The sequence below is a fragment of the Micromonospora sp. NPDC049089 genome (assembly GCF_040648775.1).
GTDB lineage: Bacteria > Actinomycetota > Actinomycetes > Mycobacteriales > Micromonosporaceae > Micromonospora.
Genome location: NZ_JBEZEH010000174.1, coordinates 1 through 15,870, shown reverse-complemented (window position 1 = coordinate 15,870; position 15,870 = coordinate 1). Strand labels below are relative to the sequence as shown.

Annotated in this window: 15 protein-coding genes; 13 read left to right on the top strand and 2 right to left on the bottom strand. The window is 69.7% G+C overall.

What is annotated here, in order from left to right; all coding sequences use genetic code 11:
* Positions 1-1,408 (bottom strand): aspartate aminotransferase family protein (locus AB0B48_RS25265; RefSeq protein WP_357205727.1); only part of this gene is annotated, 1,408 nt, incomplete at its 3' end.
* A gap of 656 nt (positions 1,409-2,064) precedes the next feature.
* Between AB0B48_RS25265 and AB0B48_RS25260 the strand changes: the two genes are divergently transcribed.
* Positions 2,065-2,808 carry a DUF5753 domain-containing protein gene (locus tag AB0B48_RS25260; RefSeq protein ID WP_357205733.1) on the top strand — a complete coding sequence of 248 codons (744 nt, stop codon included), beginning with the start codon at positions 2,065-2,067 and terminating at the stop codon, positions 2,806-2,808.
* Positions 2,799-3,002, top strand: a complete 204-nt coding sequence (locus tag AB0B48_RS25255) for a DUF397 domain-containing protein (RefSeq protein ID WP_357205724.1) — start codon at positions 2,799-2,801, stop codon at positions 3,000-3,002. The genes AB0B48_RS25260 and AB0B48_RS25255 overlap by 10 nt, the downstream gene beginning before the upstream one ends.
* Positions 3,003-3,117: 115 nt before the next feature.
* Here the strand turns inward: AB0B48_RS25255 and AB0B48_RS25250 are convergent, their stop codons facing one another.
* A complete protein-coding gene (locus AB0B48_RS25250) occupies positions 3,118-3,630 on the bottom strand; it encodes an Lrp/AsnC family transcriptional regulator (RefSeq protein ID WP_355005591.1) in 513 nt (170 codons plus the stop codon).
* A 216-nt stretch (positions 3,631-3,846) separates the two neighbouring features.
* Between AB0B48_RS25250 and AB0B48_RS25245 the strand changes: the two genes are divergently transcribed.
* The 11 genes from AB0B48_RS25245 to AB0B48_RS25195 all read left to right on the top strand — a co-directional run.
* Positions 3,847-5,031, top strand: a complete 1,185-nt coding sequence (locus tag AB0B48_RS25245; protein WP_355005590.1) for a spermidine/putrescine ABC transporter substrate-binding protein — start codon at positions 3,847-3,849, stop codon at positions 5,029-5,031.
* Complete coding sequence (locus tag AB0B48_RS25240) at positions 5,031-6,188, top strand: ABC transporter ATP-binding protein (protein ID WP_357205719.1); 1,158 nt, start codon at positions 5,031-5,033, stop codon at positions 6,186-6,188. The genes AB0B48_RS25245 and AB0B48_RS25240 overlap by 1 nt, the downstream gene beginning before the upstream one ends.
* On the top strand, positions 6,185-7,093 hold the full coding sequence (locus tag AB0B48_RS25235) for an ABC transporter permease (RefSeq protein ID WP_357205716.1): 909 nt from the start codon (positions 6,185-6,187) through the stop codon (positions 7,091-7,093). Before AB0B48_RS25240 ends, AB0B48_RS25235 begins: the two co-directional genes overlap by 4 nt.
* A complete protein-coding gene (locus tag AB0B48_RS25230) occupies positions 7,090-7,926 on the top strand; it encodes an ABC transporter permease (protein WP_357205713.1) in 837 nt (278 codons plus the stop codon). The genes AB0B48_RS25235 and AB0B48_RS25230 overlap by 4 nt, the downstream gene beginning before the upstream one ends.
* 40 nt (positions 7,927-7,966) lie before the next feature.
* On the top strand, positions 7,967-9,433 hold the full coding sequence (locus tag AB0B48_RS25225) for an FAD-dependent oxidoreductase (protein ID WP_357205710.1): 1,467 nt from the start codon (positions 7,967-7,969) through the stop codon (positions 9,431-9,433).
* Complete coding sequence (locus tag AB0B48_RS25220) at positions 9,433-10,614, top strand: saccharopine dehydrogenase C-terminal domain-containing protein (RefSeq protein ID WP_357205707.1); 1,182 nt, start codon at positions 9,433-9,435, stop codon at positions 10,612-10,614. Before AB0B48_RS25225 ends, AB0B48_RS25220 begins: the two co-directional genes overlap by 1 nt.
* Before the next feature lie 270 nt (positions 10,615-10,884).
* Positions 10,885-11,652 (top strand): G5 domain-containing protein, encoded by a 768-nt coding sequence (locus AB0B48_RS25215; RefSeq protein ID WP_357205730.1) that lies wholly within the window; start codon positions 10,885-10,887, stop codon positions 11,650-11,652.
* A gap of 292 nt (positions 11,653-11,944) precedes the next feature.
* Positions 11,945-12,757 (top strand): DUF559 domain-containing protein, encoded by an 813-nt coding sequence (locus tag AB0B48_RS25210; protein ID WP_357205704.1) that lies wholly within the window; start codon positions 11,945-11,947, stop codon positions 12,755-12,757.
* A 380-nt stretch (positions 12,758-13,137) separates the two neighbouring features.
* A complete protein-coding gene (locus AB0B48_RS25205) occupies positions 13,138-13,803 on the top strand; it encodes a response regulator transcription factor (protein WP_091394074.1) in 666 nt (221 codons plus the stop codon).
* The gene (locus tag AB0B48_RS25200; RefSeq protein WP_357205701.1) at positions 13,800-14,864 is read left to right on the top strand and encodes a HAMP domain-containing sensor histidine kinase; all 1,065 of its coding nucleotides are present in this window, start codon (positions 13,800-13,802) and stop codon (positions 14,862-14,864) included. Before AB0B48_RS25205 ends, AB0B48_RS25200 begins: the two co-directional genes overlap by 4 nt.
* Before the next feature lie 73 nt (positions 14,865-14,937).
* Positions 14,938-15,870, top strand: a 933-nt coding sequence (locus AB0B48_RS25195) for a pyridoxal-phosphate dependent enzyme (RefSeq protein WP_357205698.1), incomplete at its 3' end; no start/stop codon positions are given.

Sequence of the window (15,870 nt, the reverse complement as noted above, 5' to 3'; positions counted from 1 at the left end):
GCCGCGCCAGCGGGGCGCTCGCGCGGACCCAGGTGAAGTGGTCCAGTGTCGCCCCGGCCTGCGCCACTGTGTAACGCTCTTGGGTTAGGACTGTGCGGAGGATCTGCTCGATCTCGTCGAAGTGCTGCTGCTCCGCGATCAGGGGCGGGGCCAGCTGAATGACGGGGTCGCCCCGGTCGTCGGCCCGGCAGTAGAGGCCCGCCTGGAACAGGGCGGTGGAGAGGAAGCCGCGCAGCAGGCGCTCCGACTCGGCCTCGGTGAAGGTCTCCCGGGTGGTCTTGTCCTTGACCAGCTCGATGCCGTAGAAGTAGCCGTCGCCGCGCACGTCGCCGACGATCGGCAGGTCGTGCAGCTTCTCCAGGGTGGCACGGAAGGCGTCCTCGTTGGCGCGTACGTGCCCGACCAGGTCCTCGCGGGCGAACACCTCCAGGTTGGCCAGCGCCACCGCGCAGGAGACCGGGTGCCCACCGAAGGTCACCCCGTGGGCGAACATGCCGGTCTCGGTGAGGAACGGTTCCATCAGCCGGTCGCTGGCGATCATCGCGCCCAGCGGGGCGTAGCCGGAGGTGATGCCCTTGGCGGTGGTGATGATGTCCGGCTGGTAGCCGTAGCGCACCGCGCCGAAGTACTCGCCCAGCCGCCCCCACGAGCAGATCACCTCGTCGGAGACGAGCAGTACGTCGTACGCGTCGCAGATCTCCCGTACCCGCTCGAAGTAACCGGGCGGCGGTGGGAAGCACCCGCCGGAGTTCTGCACCGGCTCGAGGAAGACCGCGGCGACAGTGTCCGGGCCTTCCCGCTCGATGGCCCGTCCGATCTCGTCGGCGGCCCAGCGGCCGAACGCCTCGGGGTCGTCGCCGTGTTCGGGCGCCCGGTAGAAGTTCGTGTTCGGCACCTTGATCGCACCCGGCACCAGTGGCTCAAAGTCGCTCTTGATGCCGGGCAGGCCGGTGATCGACAGGGCGCCCATCGAGGTGCCGTGATAGGCGATGTAGCGGCTGATCACCTTGTACTTGTTGGGCTTCCCGGTGCGCTTGAAGTACGCGCGGGCCAGCTTCCACGCCGCCTCGACCGCCTCGGAGCCGCCGGTGGTGAAGAAGATCCGGTTGAGGTCGCCGGGGGTGAGCGCGGCGATCCTCTCGGCCAGCTCGACGGCCTTCGGGTGCGCGTACGACCAGAGCGGGAAGTAGGCAAGCTCGCCGGCCTGCTTGGCGGCAGCCTCGGCCAGCTCGGTGCGGCCGTGGCCGGCGTTGACCACGAAGAGCCCGGCGAGCCCGTCCAGGTAGCGGCGACCCTGTGCGTCCCAGACGTACGCTCCCTCGCCGCGCACGATGGTCGGCACCTCACCGGCGGAGTAGCTCGCCATCCGGGTGAAGTGCATCCAGAGGTGGTCGGTGGCGTTGGCCATGTCAGCCCCATCGGTCGTCGGGCCGGTCAAAGGGGTGAGGCCGGCCGCTCTGCCAACGGTTATCGCACAGTCCAGGGGCCTGCGGCAAGTGGTATCAGTGGCTTGACGCGTCTAGAGCGACGGATTCAGCGCGCGCTCACGTAGGTCGCAACGGAATCCGCACTCGTGCCGGTGTGGGCTGCGGGTGACGGATGCGGGTCCGAGGTGTGCTGTCGGTTGCCTTTGGAGCTGACTCGTTTGTGACATCACGGCCGCACCGCCGGGTAGCGCCTCCCGGCGCCGACGCCTCGATCCACTCCGGTTCCTTGATGTCGGGGTGTTGAGGCGTGGTTGATACCGCGATTTCAATGAAGTCGAGTGGATCAAGCAGGGTCGGGCCGCGCGGGACGCGGGCGGGGCACTTCGGGGGCGGTCGCGGGGCGTCCGGAATGCCTGCCAACACGTCACACCGCAACACGCCGGTAGAACGCAGACACGGACACGCAGCGTAGCTATCGTCCGCCGCAACGTGCATCGAGCGGCGTCGCGGCGGTCGCTGGGCGGGCGATCGCGGATCGTCCGGCCACGGCACGGATAACCACGGCACGGATAACCACGGCCACGGCACGGAGGAGCGGCGGGAGGGCGCGGTGGCGAACGAGGCGTTGCGGGTGGCGATGGCGGAGGCGGGGGAGACGGTTGAGTCGTTGGCCGAGAAGGTCCGCGTCGACCCGAAGACGGCGGCGAGGTGGCTCGCTTCGGGGCGCATTCCGCATCCGCGTACCCGGGTGGCGGTTGCTGAGGTTCTGCGCCGGGACGCGGCCGACCTTTGGCCGGAGCCGTTCCGCCGTCGTGACCTGCCGTGGTTCCGGCCGTGGGCCGAGCTGGAACAGGACGCGACGTCACTCCGGTGGTACGAGCCGCTGCTCGTGCCGGGTCTGCTCCAGACCGAGGGGTACGCCCGGGCGATCCTGGGCACCGGTGGGCTGGTCGCACCGTCCGAAGTGGACGAGATCGTGGCGGGCCGCCTCGAACGGCAGGCGGTCCTGTGCCGCGATGCTCCACCGCAGCTCGTGGCGGTGATCGACGAGGTGGTGCTGCGCCGGCCGGTCGGCGACCGCGCCGTGATGGCCGCTCAACTGGCCCACCTCGCGAGAGTGGCCGAGTGGGAGCACGTGCAGGTCCGGGTCATCCCGGCCGAGAGTCCGTGGCACACCGGGCTGGCCGGACCGTTCATTCTGGGGCGGCTGCCCGACGGGGCGGAATTGGCGTATCTCGACAATCAGCTCCGCGGTCAGGTCGTGACCGATCCCCTCGACGTCGCTAGCCTGGGACGCAGGTGGGAGAGCGTCACCGGCGAGGCGTTCCCCCGACGACGGTCGATCGAGTTGATCAGGGAAGTGGCCACGACATGGACATGACCGACGCCCGTTGGCGCACCGCGACCCGCAGCAGCAACAACGGTGGCGCCTGTGTCGAGGTGGCCGACAACCTGCCCGGCCGGGTGCTGGTGCGCGACAGCAAGGACCGCGACGGCGGCACCCTGGCCTTCGCGCCGACCGCCTGGGCGTCGTTCGTCGGCGCAGTCGACACCGTCCGCACAACGCATCACTGATCCACTCGGGATCACGGAAACCGGGGCATCAGGGCGGCCCGGACACCCCGACTTCCGGAAAGCCGAGTGGATCAAGGTGCGGCAAGCGCAAGCCAGCCGAGTGGATCAAGGAAGCTCAGGCCGTACCCCAGGTGTAGGTCTGCTTGCGCAGCTTGAGGTAGACGAACGCCTCGGTGGAGATCACCCCTGGCACCGCGCGCAGTCGTTGCAGGATCTCCAGCAGGTGGTCGTCGTTGCGGCAGACCACCTCGGTGAGCAGGTCGAACGACCCGGCGGTGATCACCACGTAGTCGACCTCGTCCAGCTCGGCCAGCCGGTCCGCGACCGCCTCCAGGTCGCCGTCGGTGCGTAGGCCGATCATCGCCTGCCGGTTGAAGCCGAGCTGGAGCGGATCGGTCACCGCCACGATCTGCATCACGCCGGAGTCGAGCAGCCGCTGCACCCGCTGGCGGACCGCCGCCTCGGACAGGCCCACCGCCTTGCCGATCGTCGCGTACGGGCGGCGGCCGTCCTCCTGGAGCTGCTCGATGATCTGCTTGGCCACGTCATCCAGCAGAGCGTGATTGGCGCCTTCACGGACAGCGACGCGTCGACTCCCGTTGCTGTTCTCGTGCTGCCGGTTTGTCATTGCCCGCTCCCCATGTCCCGAATCGTGATGTCGCGCGTGTATCACCGCGTAGTCTGGCGTATTTCGTCGTGCATCGCTATTCCCGCAACGGAATCCCTTGTAAGGGAGGTCACCTCATGTCAGGATCAGTCGTCCATGGCACTTGACCCTCCCGACATTCCCGCCGGCGTGCCTCCCCCCGTCCCGCCCGCCGACGATGACCCCCTAGGAGTCGTCATGCGTACTCCCCTCCGGCCCCTCTCCCGGCGTGGACTGCTCACCGGCACTCTCGGTTCGGCCGCCCTGCTCACCATGGGCGGCAGCCTCGCGGGCTGCGGCACCAAGGGCGCGCAGCAGACCGAAGCTGGTTGTGTCAGCGAGGACCTCTCCGGCACCGAGAAGAAACTCGCCTTCGCCAACTGGCCGCAGTACATGGACGTTGACGACGCTGACGAGTCCAAGCGGCCGAGCCTCGACGAGTTCATCACGAAGACCGGCATCCAGGTGACCTACACCGAGGACATCAACGACAACAACGAGTTCTTCGGCAAGGTGCAGAACCAGCTTGCCGCCTGTCAGAGCACCGACCGCGACATCATCGTGCTGACCGACTGGATGGCGGCCCGGATGATCCGGCTTGGCTGGATCCAGAAGCTGGACCCGGCGAAGATCCCGAACGTGCAGGCCAACCTGCTTCCGTCGCTGCTCAACCGCCCCTTCGACACCGAGAACCGGATCTCCATCCCGTGGCAGTCCGGCCTGGCGGGCCTGGCCTACAACGGCAACGTCACGAAGGAACTGCGGACCGTCGACGAACTGCTCACCCGCCCCGACCTCAAGGGCAAGGTGACAGCGCTCAGCGAGATGCGCGACACAATGGGCCTGCTGCTCGGGTCGAACGGACACGACCCGGCCAACTTCACCGCCGCCCAGTTCGACGACGCCCTCAACAAGCTCAAGAAGGCAGTCGACTCCGGGCAGATCCGCAAGTTCACCGGCAACGACTACGCGCCCGACCTGGCCAAGGGCGACATCGCCGCGTGCATCGGCTGGTCCGGCGACGTCATCCAACTGTCCGGTGAGGACGAGAAGGTGCGGTTCGTCGCGCCGGACTCGGGCGTGATGCTCTACAGCGACAACATGATGGTCCCCAACAAGGCCACCCACAAGGGCAACGCCGAAGCGCTGATCAACTACTACTACGAGCCGGCGGTCGCGGCGAAGCTGGCCGCGTACGTCAACTACATCTGCCCGGTCAAGGGCGCTCAGGCCGAGATGGAGAAGATCGATCCCGAGCTGGCCGCCAACCCGCTGATCTTCCCGGACGAGGCGCTGCTGTCGAAGTCCAAGGTGTTCATGGCCCTGGACGAGAAGCAGGAGAAGGAGTACGAGGGCAAGTTCCAACAGGTCATCGGGGCGTGATGAGGATGGCGCGCGAGACACCCGCCGGCGACCTGCGCCTGGCCGACCTCACCAAACGGTTCGGCGTCTTCACCGCTGTGGACGACCTGAGCCTGACCGTCGAGCAGGGCTCGTTCTTCGCGCTGCTCGGCGCGTCCGGCTGCGGCAAGACCACCACGTTGCGGATGATCGCCGGCCTGGAGGAGCCGACCAGCGGCCAGGTGCTGCTCGGTGACACGGACATCGCCCGGCTGCGGCCGTACAAGCGGCCGGTGAACACCGTCTTCCAGAGCTACGCGCTCTTCCCGCACCTCACCATCTTCGAGAACGTGGCCTTCGGGCTGCGCCGACGCGGCATCCGCTCGGTCGGCGACGAGGTCTCCCGGATGCTGTCGCTGGTGCAGCTCGACGGCTATGGCAGCCGCCGCCCCGCCCAGCTCTCCGGCGGGCAGCAGCAGCGGGTCGCGCTTGCCCGCGCGCTGATCAACCGGCCGCAGGTGCTGCTGCTCGACGAGCCGCTGGGCGCACTCGACCTCAAGCTGCGCCGACAGATGCAGATCGAGCTGAAGCGCATCCAGACCGAGGTCGGCATCACCTTCGTCCACGTCACCCACGACCAGGAGGAGGCCATGACCATGGCCGACACCGTCGCGGTGATGAACGCCGGCCGGATCGAGCAGTTGGGTGCCCCGGCCGACATCTACGAGTTTCCCGCCACCGCCTTCGTGGCGAACTTCCTCGGCCAGTCCAATCTGCTCGCCGGCGAAGCCACCGGCGTCGGCGGCGGCGACGTCGCGGTGACGGCGCACGGCACGCGCTTCTCTGTGCCCGCCGGCCGCGCACGGGCCGAGAGCGGTCCGGTCCACCTGGGGGTACGCCCGGAAAAGCTGATTCTGGTCGGCTCCGCCGACCAGGTGCCCGCCGGGCATCAGCACGTCACCGGAGTGGTCACCGACGCCTCCTACGTGGGAGTCAGCACGCAGTACCTGCTGCGCACCGGCTGGGGTACCGAGTTGTCGGTCTTCGCCGCCAACAGCGGAACGTCGACGACAGTGGCGGTCGGCAGCGAGGCCGTGGCGTACTGGGATCCGCGGCACGCGTTCCTGCTGCCCCGCGACGCCGCCGACACCGACCGGACGTCACCGGTGCTGGACGAGCCGGTGGGTGTGTCGTCGTGACCCTGCTGGCCCCCACCGGGTCGGGGCGCCCGCCCGCCGCGCCACCGGCAGCCCGGTCCGGGCGACGCCGACTCCTGCCGTACCTCCTGTTGTTGCCGGGCGCGGCCTGGCTGCTCATCTTCTTCGGTGTGCCGCTCGTGCAGTTGGCGGCGGCCAGCCTGTACGACCCCAGCGGCTCGCTCTCCACCGGGTACGCGATGACCTGGGCGGTCAACAACTACCCGGACGTGCTCCAGGCGTACTGGCCGCAGTTCCTGCGCTCGTTCGGCTACGCCGGGCTGGCCCTGGTGCTGGCGTTGCTGCTGGGCTACCCACTGGCGTACGCCATCGCGCAGAAGGCCGGCCGCTGGAAGAACCTGCTGCTGGTGTGCGTCGTCGCCCCGATGTTCACCAGCTTCCTGGTCCGCACGCTGGCCTGGAAGACGATCCTGTCGGACAACGGCGCGCTCGTCGGTCTGCTGCGCGACGTGCACCTGCTCGCCCCGGACGGTCGGCTGCTGGCCACCCCGTTCGCTGTGGTGCTCGGCCTGACGTACAACTTCCTGCCGTTCCTGGTGCTGCCGCTGTACGCGAGCCTGGAGCGGCTGGACCCGCGGTTGCTGGAGGCGGCCACCGACCTGTACGCGAGCCCGGTGCAGGCGTTCCGTCGGGTGACGCTGCCGCTGTCCATGCCCGGTCTGGTCGCCGGCACGCTGCTGTTCTTCATCCCGGCCAGCGGCGACTACATCAACGCGGAGCTGCTCGGCACCCCGAACGAATACATGATCGGCAACGTCATCGACTCGGCGTTCCTGGTCCGACTGGACTACCCGCAGGGCGCCGCGCTGTCGTTCCTGCTGATGGCGGCGATCCTCGCGGTGGTCTTCGGCTACCTCCGTCGAGCCGGCACGGAGGAGGTCCTGTGAGGGTTTCCCGCTGGTTGGCGGACCGCTGGGTGATGATCGTGGCGTTGCTGGTGCTCGGCTACCTGGCGCTGCCGATCCTGGTGGTGGCGGGGCTGTCGTTCAACCGGCCGTCGAGCCGGCTCTCGTACGACTTCAACGAGTTCACTCTGGACAACTGGCGGCAGCCGTGCGCCACCTCGGACATGTGCGACGCGGTGGTCCGCAGCGTGCAGATCGGCTTCATCGCCACGGTGGTCGCCACAGTGCTCGGCACCCTGATGGCGTTCGCGCTGGTCCGGCACCGCTTCCGGGGCCGATCCGGGATCAACGTCCTGATCTTCCTGCCGATGGCCACCCCGGAACTGGTGATGGGCACGTCGCTGCTGGCCCTGTTCGTGTCGGCGGGCGTACCGCAGGGTTTCTGGACCATCGTGATCGCGCATGTGATGTTCTGCGTGTCGTTCGTGGTGGTCACCGTCAAGGCGCGGCTCGCCGGGATGGACCGGCGGCTTGAGGAGGCCGCCATGGACCTCTACGCCAACGAGTGGCAGACCTTCCGGCGGATCACCCTGCCGCTGGTGCTGCCCGGCATCGTGGCCGCCGCGTTGCTGGCCTTCTCGCTCAGCTTCGACGACTTCATCATCACGAACTTCAACGCCGGCACCACCGTCACGTTCCCGATGTACGTGTGGGGCGCCGCCCAGCGTGGCATCCCACCGCAGGTCAACGTGATCGGCACGGCGATGTTCGCTGTCGCGTTGCTGCTCGTGGGGCTCAGCTCGCTGCGCGGTCGACGGGCCCGCCGCGCCGCGCTGCTCTCCGGGCCGTCAGGTCACCCGCGTCGGTCGTCATGACCCGCCCCGATGCTCCGGACCACCCGGCGGGCGCGCGGTCATGACACTCCCACATACCGGCCGGGCGTTGGCCGACGCCGCACCCGTGCCGTACTGGCTCGACCGCCCGGACCGCCCTGACCCGCTACCGCCGCTGAGCGGTCGGCACTCCGCCGACCTGCTGGTGATCGGCGGTGGTTACAGCGGACTGTGGGCCGCGCTGTTGGCGAAACAGGCGGACCCGGACCGGGACGTGCTGCTCGTCGACGCCGGGACCTGCGGTTGGGCGGCCTCCGGGCGCAACGGCGGTTTCTGCGCCGCCTCGCTGACCCACGGCCTCGCCAACGGTGTCGAGCGGTTCCCCGACGAGGTCGGCGAGTTGGAACGCCTCGGCCGGGACAACCTGAACGCCATCGCCGCCACCGTCGAGAAGTTCAACATCGACTGCGACTTCGAGCGCACCGGTGAGCTGGCCGTCGCCGTCGAGCCGTACCAACTCGACGGGCTGGCCGCCGACGCGGACCTGGCCCGCCGGTACGGGCACCGGGTGCGGTTGCTCGACCGGGACGAGGTGCGCGCCGAGGTGCACTCACCGACGTACCTGGGTGGGATGTTCGACGCCGACCGGGTGGCCATGGTGGACCCGGCGAAGCTGGCCTGGGGGCTGCGCCGCGCCTGCCTCGACCTCGGCGTACGCGTGCACGAGCACACCCGGGTCACCGGACTGCGCGCCGACGGTGCGGCAGTGCACGCCAGCACCCTGGGCGCCGGTCCCGCCGCGCACCCGGCCGACAGTGGCCGGGCCGACACCAGTGCCGCCGGCCTGCCCGGCTCGATCCGGGCGCGCCGGGTCGTGCTGGCCACCAACGCGTTCCCGCCGCTGCTACGCCGACTGCGGGCGTACCTGGTGCCCGTCTACGACCACGTGCTGATGACCGAGCCGCTCACCCCCGCCCAGCGCGACGCCATCGGGTGGCGCAACCGGCAGGGGCTCGCCGACACCGCCAACCAGTTCCACTACTACCGGATCACCACCGACGGACGGATCCTCTTTGGCGGCTACGACGCCGTCTACCACTACGGCAACCGGGTAGCGCCCGAGTTGGAACAACGACAGGCCACCTTCACCACCCTCGCCCGCCACTTCTTCACCACGTTCCCGCAGCTCGCCGACGTGCGGTTCAGCCACCGCTGGGGCGGAGTCATCGACACCTGCACCCGGTTCTGCCCGTTCTTCGGCACCGCCTACGGCGGTCGGCTGGCGTACGCGGCCGGCTACACCGGCCTCGGCGTCGGGGCCACCCGCTTCGGGGCCCGGGTGCTGCTCGACCTGCTCGACGGCGGGAACACCCCGCTGACCCGGCTCGACCTGGTTCGCCGCAAGCCACTGCCGTTCCCACCGGAACCCGTCCGCGCGGTCGGCATCAATCTCACCCGCTGGTCACTGGCCCGCGCCGACGCGCGCGAGGGTCGGCGCGACCTCTGGCTCCGTACTCTCGATCGTTTCGGTTTGGGGTTTGATTCCTGATGCGTGTCCTCCTCGTCGGCGCCGGTGGCGTCGGCTCCGCCGCCGTAGCCATCGCCGCCCGACGGACCTTCTTCGAGACCATCGTGGTGGCCGACCACGACCCCGTTCGGGCCCAACGGGCGGTCGCCGGGCACGGTGACCGTTTCGTCGCCGCCCAGGTGGACGCCTCCTCGGCCGACGCGGTCACCGCACTGTGCCGGGAGCACCGGATCACGCACGTGTTGAACGCCGTCGACCCGCGGTTCGTCATGCCGATCTTCGACGGCGCGTTCGCGGCCGGCGCGGACTACCTCGACATGGCGATGTCGCTGTCACACGTCGAGACCGGCGTGAAGCTCGGCGACGAACAGTTCGCGGTGGCCGACACCTGGTCGGCGGCCGGTCGGCTGGCGCTGTGCGGCATCGGGGTCGAGCCCGGCCTCTCCGACGTCTTCGCCCGTTACGCCGCCGACGAACTGTTCAGCGAGATCGACGAGATCGGTGTCCGGGACGGGGCGAACCTGACAGTCGACGGGTACGACTTCGCGCCCTCGTTCTCCATCTGGACGACGATCGAGGAGTGCCTGAACCCGCCGGTCATCTGGGAGAAAGACCGGGGCTGGTTCACCACCGAACCGTTCTCCGAGCCGGAGGTCTTCCACTTCCCCGAGGGGATCGGGCCGGTCGAGTGCGTCAACGTCGAGCACGAGGAGGTGCTGCTCATCCCGCGCTGGGTCAAGGCCCGGCGGGTCACCTTCAAGTACGGCCTGGGCGACGAGTTCATCGAGGTGCTCAAGACGCTGCACAAGCTCGGCCTGGACTCCGTCTCCCCGGTGCGGGTACGCGGCGTCGAGGTCTCCCCGCGCGACGTGGTCGCCGCGAGCCTGCCCGACCCGGCCACGCTCGGCGCCCGGATGCGCGGTAAGACCTGCGCCGGCACCTGGGTACGCGGCCTCGGCCCGGACGGGCAACCCCGCGAGGTCTACCTGTACCACGTGGTTGACAACGAGTGGTCGATGCGGGAGTACGGGCACCAGGCGGTGGTCTGGCAGACCGCCGTCAACCCGGTCGTCGCCTTGGAGTTGCTCGCCAGCGGCGCGTGGGCCGGCGTGGGCGTGCTCGGGCCGGAGGCGTTGCCCCCGATGCCCTTCCTCGACCTGCTGAACGGTTACGGCTCACCATGGGCGATGGAGGAACGGTGAGCTCATCCCGTTGACGGCATAGCGACAGTTCCGTCGCCGTAGTTCGATCTCCGACCTCTGTCGATGCGGTGCGTGGTGATCTGCGGCTTTTGTTGGTGCTGATACCCGCACGATCGGCCCTGCCCCGCCAGCCTGGAGGGTTGCCGCACCTGCCGACTCGTCGCCCGCCAACGCGCCCACCGATCTTTCCCGCGAAGCGAAAGGCGCAGGTGACGAACACGACGGGGGATATTGCACGCCGTGTTTGCGACGACACTCATCGCCGTGACGATGCAACCACCACAGCACCCGGGGCCGCCGTACCCGCCGTCGTTCGACCAGACGCCCCGACCGAACTGGTTCCGCCGGGCCACTCCCGCCAGCCGGGTCGCCGTGATCCTCGGCTCGGTCACGCTGTCGATCCTGCTGCTCTGCTGCACCGGCACCGCCATCGTCGGCGCGTTGACCGGCGAGCCGGAGCCGACCAAGACCGGCACCGCCGCCGAGCAACCGCAACAGCCGATCCTGGCCGCGCCCGGCGAGCCGACCGAGGAGGCCCCGGCCCAGGAGGAGTCGCCGATCGCCGCGCCCTCCACAGTGCCCTCGTCGGTGCCTGCCACGGCGCCCTCGTCGGCGGCGGCCGTGCCGGTGGTGCAGGTGACGACCGTGACGGAAAAGGCCACCATCCGGTACGGCGAGCGGACCGTCAAGGACTCGTCACTGGCCGAGGGCAAACGGGTCGTCCGAACCAAGGGCGTGAACGGCGTCCGGACCATGACCTACGAGGTGACCACCACCGACGGCGTGCGGACGGCCAAGAAGCTGGTCACATCCGCAGTGACGAAGCAGCCGGTGACCCAGGTCGTGGCCGTCGGCACCAAGAAGCCGCAGTCGTCGAAGTGCGACCCGAACTACAGCGGCTGCGTCCCGATCGCCAGCGACGTCGACTGCGCGGGTGGCAGTGGCAACGGTCCCGCGTACGTCAGCGGGCCGATCAGGGTGATCGGCGACGACATCTACGACCTGGACCGAGACGGCGACGGCATAGCCTGCGACTAGTCCCAAACCCCGGCCTGCGTCGCGCCCCACCCCCTCACCCACGCGATCTTGCACTTTCTGCGGTTACTTATGCCTCCCATCGGACATATCGTCGACAGAAAGTGCAAGATCGCGGGGGTGAGGGGTTTGGGGTGGGGGGTTTGGGGGTTGGTGCTAGCACGGCTGAGGTTGTTGTGGGGGTTGTCCACAGGGGAGTTGGTTTTCCACAGGTAGTTGTTGCGGGGCACTGGCGGAGGTCCGGGTCGGTCAGCCTCCCTCCATGGCAACTCAGTTGTGGCGTACGGACGCGCTGATGCGGCAGCTCACCGTTGGACGGATTCGTACTCGGCTCGACCGCGAGGAAATCCTGCGTGTGCGCAGAGGGGTCTACGCCGACAAGCCCTGCGACGACGACGACGAACTGCGTGCCCTGATGCTCCGGCTGCCCGACGGAGCGATGTTGGCGAGACAGAGTGCCGCCCGCCGATACGGCTTCGGGGTCCTGCGCGACGATCTGATCCACATCCAGTTGCCCGCCGAGGTGCCGAAGCCCCGTCTGCCCGGGGTGGTCGTTCACCGGACGGTCTTACCCGCTCGGCCGGTCTTCGTCGCAGGCCTGCCCTGCGTGCCGCCGGCGCGTTGCGCAGTCGACCTTGCTCGCGCCGCTCGTCGGGTCGACGCACTCCCAGTGCTCGACGCCGCGCTGCGGTCGGGCTTGGTCACCCAGGATGACCTGCTGGTCGAGGTGGCGGCCCACAACGCATTGCGGGGCGTCCGCCAGGCCCGCCAGCTCGTCCCGCTGGCAGACGGCAGGGCGGAGTGCCGCCAGGAAAGCCAGTTACGGCTGATCCTGCTCGACGGAGGCCTGCCGCCGCCGGAGCCGCAACTATGGGTGGCCGACCGCCACGGCATCCCTCTGTACCGGCTCGATCTGGGTTACCGCGAACGCCGAATCGGCATCGAGTACGACGGACTGTCGCACCTGAACCGCGATCGACTCAGGCACGACCGTGAGCGGATCAACTGGCTGGCCGCAGCGGGTTGGCGGATGCGCTACTTCACCGACCGAGACCTCTACCACCGCCCCGAACACATCAAAGCCACCATCCGCGCAGCCCTCTCCTAACCACCCCCGTGCCGTGCCCCTGCCCGTGCCCTCACCCTCGCCGATCTTGCACTTTCTGCCCCGACAAAAAACGCCTTACTCATATTTCGGCAACACAAAGTGCAAGATCGCGGGGTGGGGCGGGGCCGGGCGGGGTGGGGCGGGGGGTGACTTTCGGGGGTCTTGTGACGCGGGTCACTGTTGAGTGCTTTGGCTCTTCGTGGTGTTGGGACGTTTGGCGCGGGGCGTGTGAGACGGGGACGAAGGGCGCGGGGGCTGGGTTGAGGTGGTTTGCCCGCTGGACAGCCGCGTGGAGGATGGCTGCGGCGGGTGCTTACAGAACCCTTAACCCGGGCCTGCGACGGTATGCCGGGCAAGCCGAACTGGGGGAGCGGGAAAACGTGCGGGTGCTGGTGGCGGACGACGAGCGGTTGTTGGCGGACACGGTGGCCGAAGGGCTGCGCCGCCTCTCGATGGCCGTGGACGTCTGCTACGACGGTGACGGTGCGCTGGAGCGGGTCGGGGTGAACCGGTACGACGTGGCGGTGCTGGACCGGGACATGCCCGGACACACCGGCGACGAGGTGTGCCGCAGCATCGCCGACTCGCAGGTGGGCACCCGGGTGCTGCTGCTCACTGCGGCGGCGGGCATCCGGGACCGGGTGGAGGGCCTCGGCCTCGGCGCGGACGACTACCTGACCAAGCCGTTCGCCTTCGCCGAGTTGGTGGCCCGGGTGCAGGCCCTCGGGCGACGGTCGACGCCGGCGCTGCCACCGGTGCTCGCCCAGGACGGTCTGGCCCTGGACGTGGGTCGGCACCTGGCCACCCGGGACGGTCGCCCTCTCGCGTTGAGCCCCAAGGAGTTCGCGGTGCTGCACGTGCTGCTGCGCGCGGACGGCCAGGTGGTCAGCGCCGAGGAGTTGCTGGAGCAGGCCTGGGACGAGTTCGCCGACCCGTTCACCAACGCCGTACGGGTCACCGTGATGACGCTGCGCAAGAAACTCGGCGATCCCGCGATCATCCATACCGTCCCGAAGGCCGGCTACCGCATCGGCGGCACGGCGTGAGCTGGACGCCCCGACGTCGGGTGCTGCTGGTGGGGCTGTTGGCGCTGCTGGCCGGCCCGGTACTGCCGGCGATGGGCAAGTGGCTGTCGGGGGTGACCTGGAACTGGGGGCAGCAGTTCTGTGACCTGCCCGTGCCGGGGATGTCGGCGGTGTGTCGCAACGTACGGCCGGGGGCGTTCATGCTGCCCCTGGTGGCCGTCCTGCTCGTGACCCTCGCCGTCCTGGTGGGGCTCTGGTTCGCCGCGGCGTGGTGCCTGCGCCCGGTCGCTGACCTGGCCGGGCCGATCGGGCAGCTCGGCCCGCAGAACCTCGGTCACCGGATCCGGCCCCGGGGCGGCGACGAGTTGGCCCGGCTGTCGAGGGCGATCGACGAGATGATGGAACGCGTCTCCGCCGGGTACGAGGGGCAGCGGCGGTTCGCCGCGAACGCCTCGCACGAGCTGCGTACGCCCCTCGCCGTGCAGCGGACGCTCATCGAGGTCGGTATGGCCAGGGCGCTCACCGGCGAGCAGTTGGAGTTGCTGACCAGTCAGCTGCTGGAGACCAACGAGCGCAACGAACGACTGATCGAGGGCCTGCTCGCGCTCAGCGAGAGCGACCAGGGTCTCCGTTCGCGGATACCGCAGCGGTTGGACGCGATCGTCGAGGCGGTGCTGGCCGGTTACCTGGACCGGGCCCGGGAGGCCGGCGTCACCGTGGAGACCCATCTCGAACCCCGGGTGGTCGTCGGCGAGCGGGTGCTGCTGGAACGACTGGTCACCAACCTGGTGGAGAACGGGATCAAGTACAACAGGCCGGGCGGCTCGCTGACCGTCGTGGTGAGCGGCGTGCCGGCGCTGTCAGTGGTCAACACCGGTCAGCCCGTGCCGGCCGAGGCGGTCGCCGGTCTGTTCGAGCCGTTCCGCCGGCTCGCCCGGGACCGGACCTCGCAGGGCGGTGGGGCCGGGCTGGGCCTGGCCATCGCCCGTTCGATCACCCAGGCCCACGACGGCATCATCGCGGCCCGGCCCGCCGAGTACGGCGGCCTGCGGGTCGACGTCCAGCTACCCACCTTGAACTGACACTTCCACCCACAGTCACCGGGGTCCACGTACCGCTGGACCCTGCCTGTGGCGTGCCCGAAAAGGAGAGACGATGACAGGCACAGTTGGTCAGGTCCGGGCCGATGTCGAGGAGGCCAGCCGCTGGCTGGCCGGCCACGTGGTCCGCACCCCCGTGCTGCGCTCCCCGGTGATCGACGAGCTTGCCGGGGCACGGGTGCTGCTCAAGGCGGAGAACCTCCAGCACGGCGGCTCGTACAAGATGCGGGGTGCGCTGCGTGCGGTCGGCCGCCTCGCGGTGGCCGGCCACACCGGGGTGATCGCGCAGAGCACCGGCAACCACGCCGTGGCGGTGGCGTTGGCGGCCCGGCAGCACGGGCTCGCGGCGACAGTGGTGCTGCCGGTCGACGCCGCGTCGACGAAGGTCGACCGGGCGCGCGCGGCGGGGGCGCGGGTGGTGTTCGCCGGCACCAGCGTCGAGGAGCGGGTGGCGGTGGCCAACGGGCTCAGCGACGAGAGCGGTCACCCCGTCGTCGACGCGTACGACCACCCGGACGTGATCGCCGGGCAGGGCACCGCGAGCCTGGAGCTGATCGAGGACGCCGAGCGCGCGGGGACGCCGTTGGACGCGTTGGTCGTACCGGTGGGTGGTGGTGGCGGGGTTGCCGGAGCGTGCCTGGCCGCCGCCGGCTCCGGCATCGAGGTGTACGGCGTGGAGCCGGTGGGTTGCGACTCGCTCGCCCGCAGCCTGGAGGCAGGTGTACGCGTGCCGGTAGCGCCGGCGACCACCATCGCGGACGGGCTGCGGCCGTCCTGCGTGGGGGAGCTGCCGTTCGCCATCGTGCGGGACACGCTGCGTGGGGTCGTCCGGGTCGACGACGACGAGATCGCGGCGGCGTTCCGGCTGATCCTGACGGAGCTCAAGGTGCTCGCCGAGCCTTCCGGGGCGGCGGGCCTGGCCGGGGGCCCCCCCCCGGGCCCCGGCCCCGGGGGGGGGAGGGGGGGGGGCCCCCGCCCCGCGCCGCCC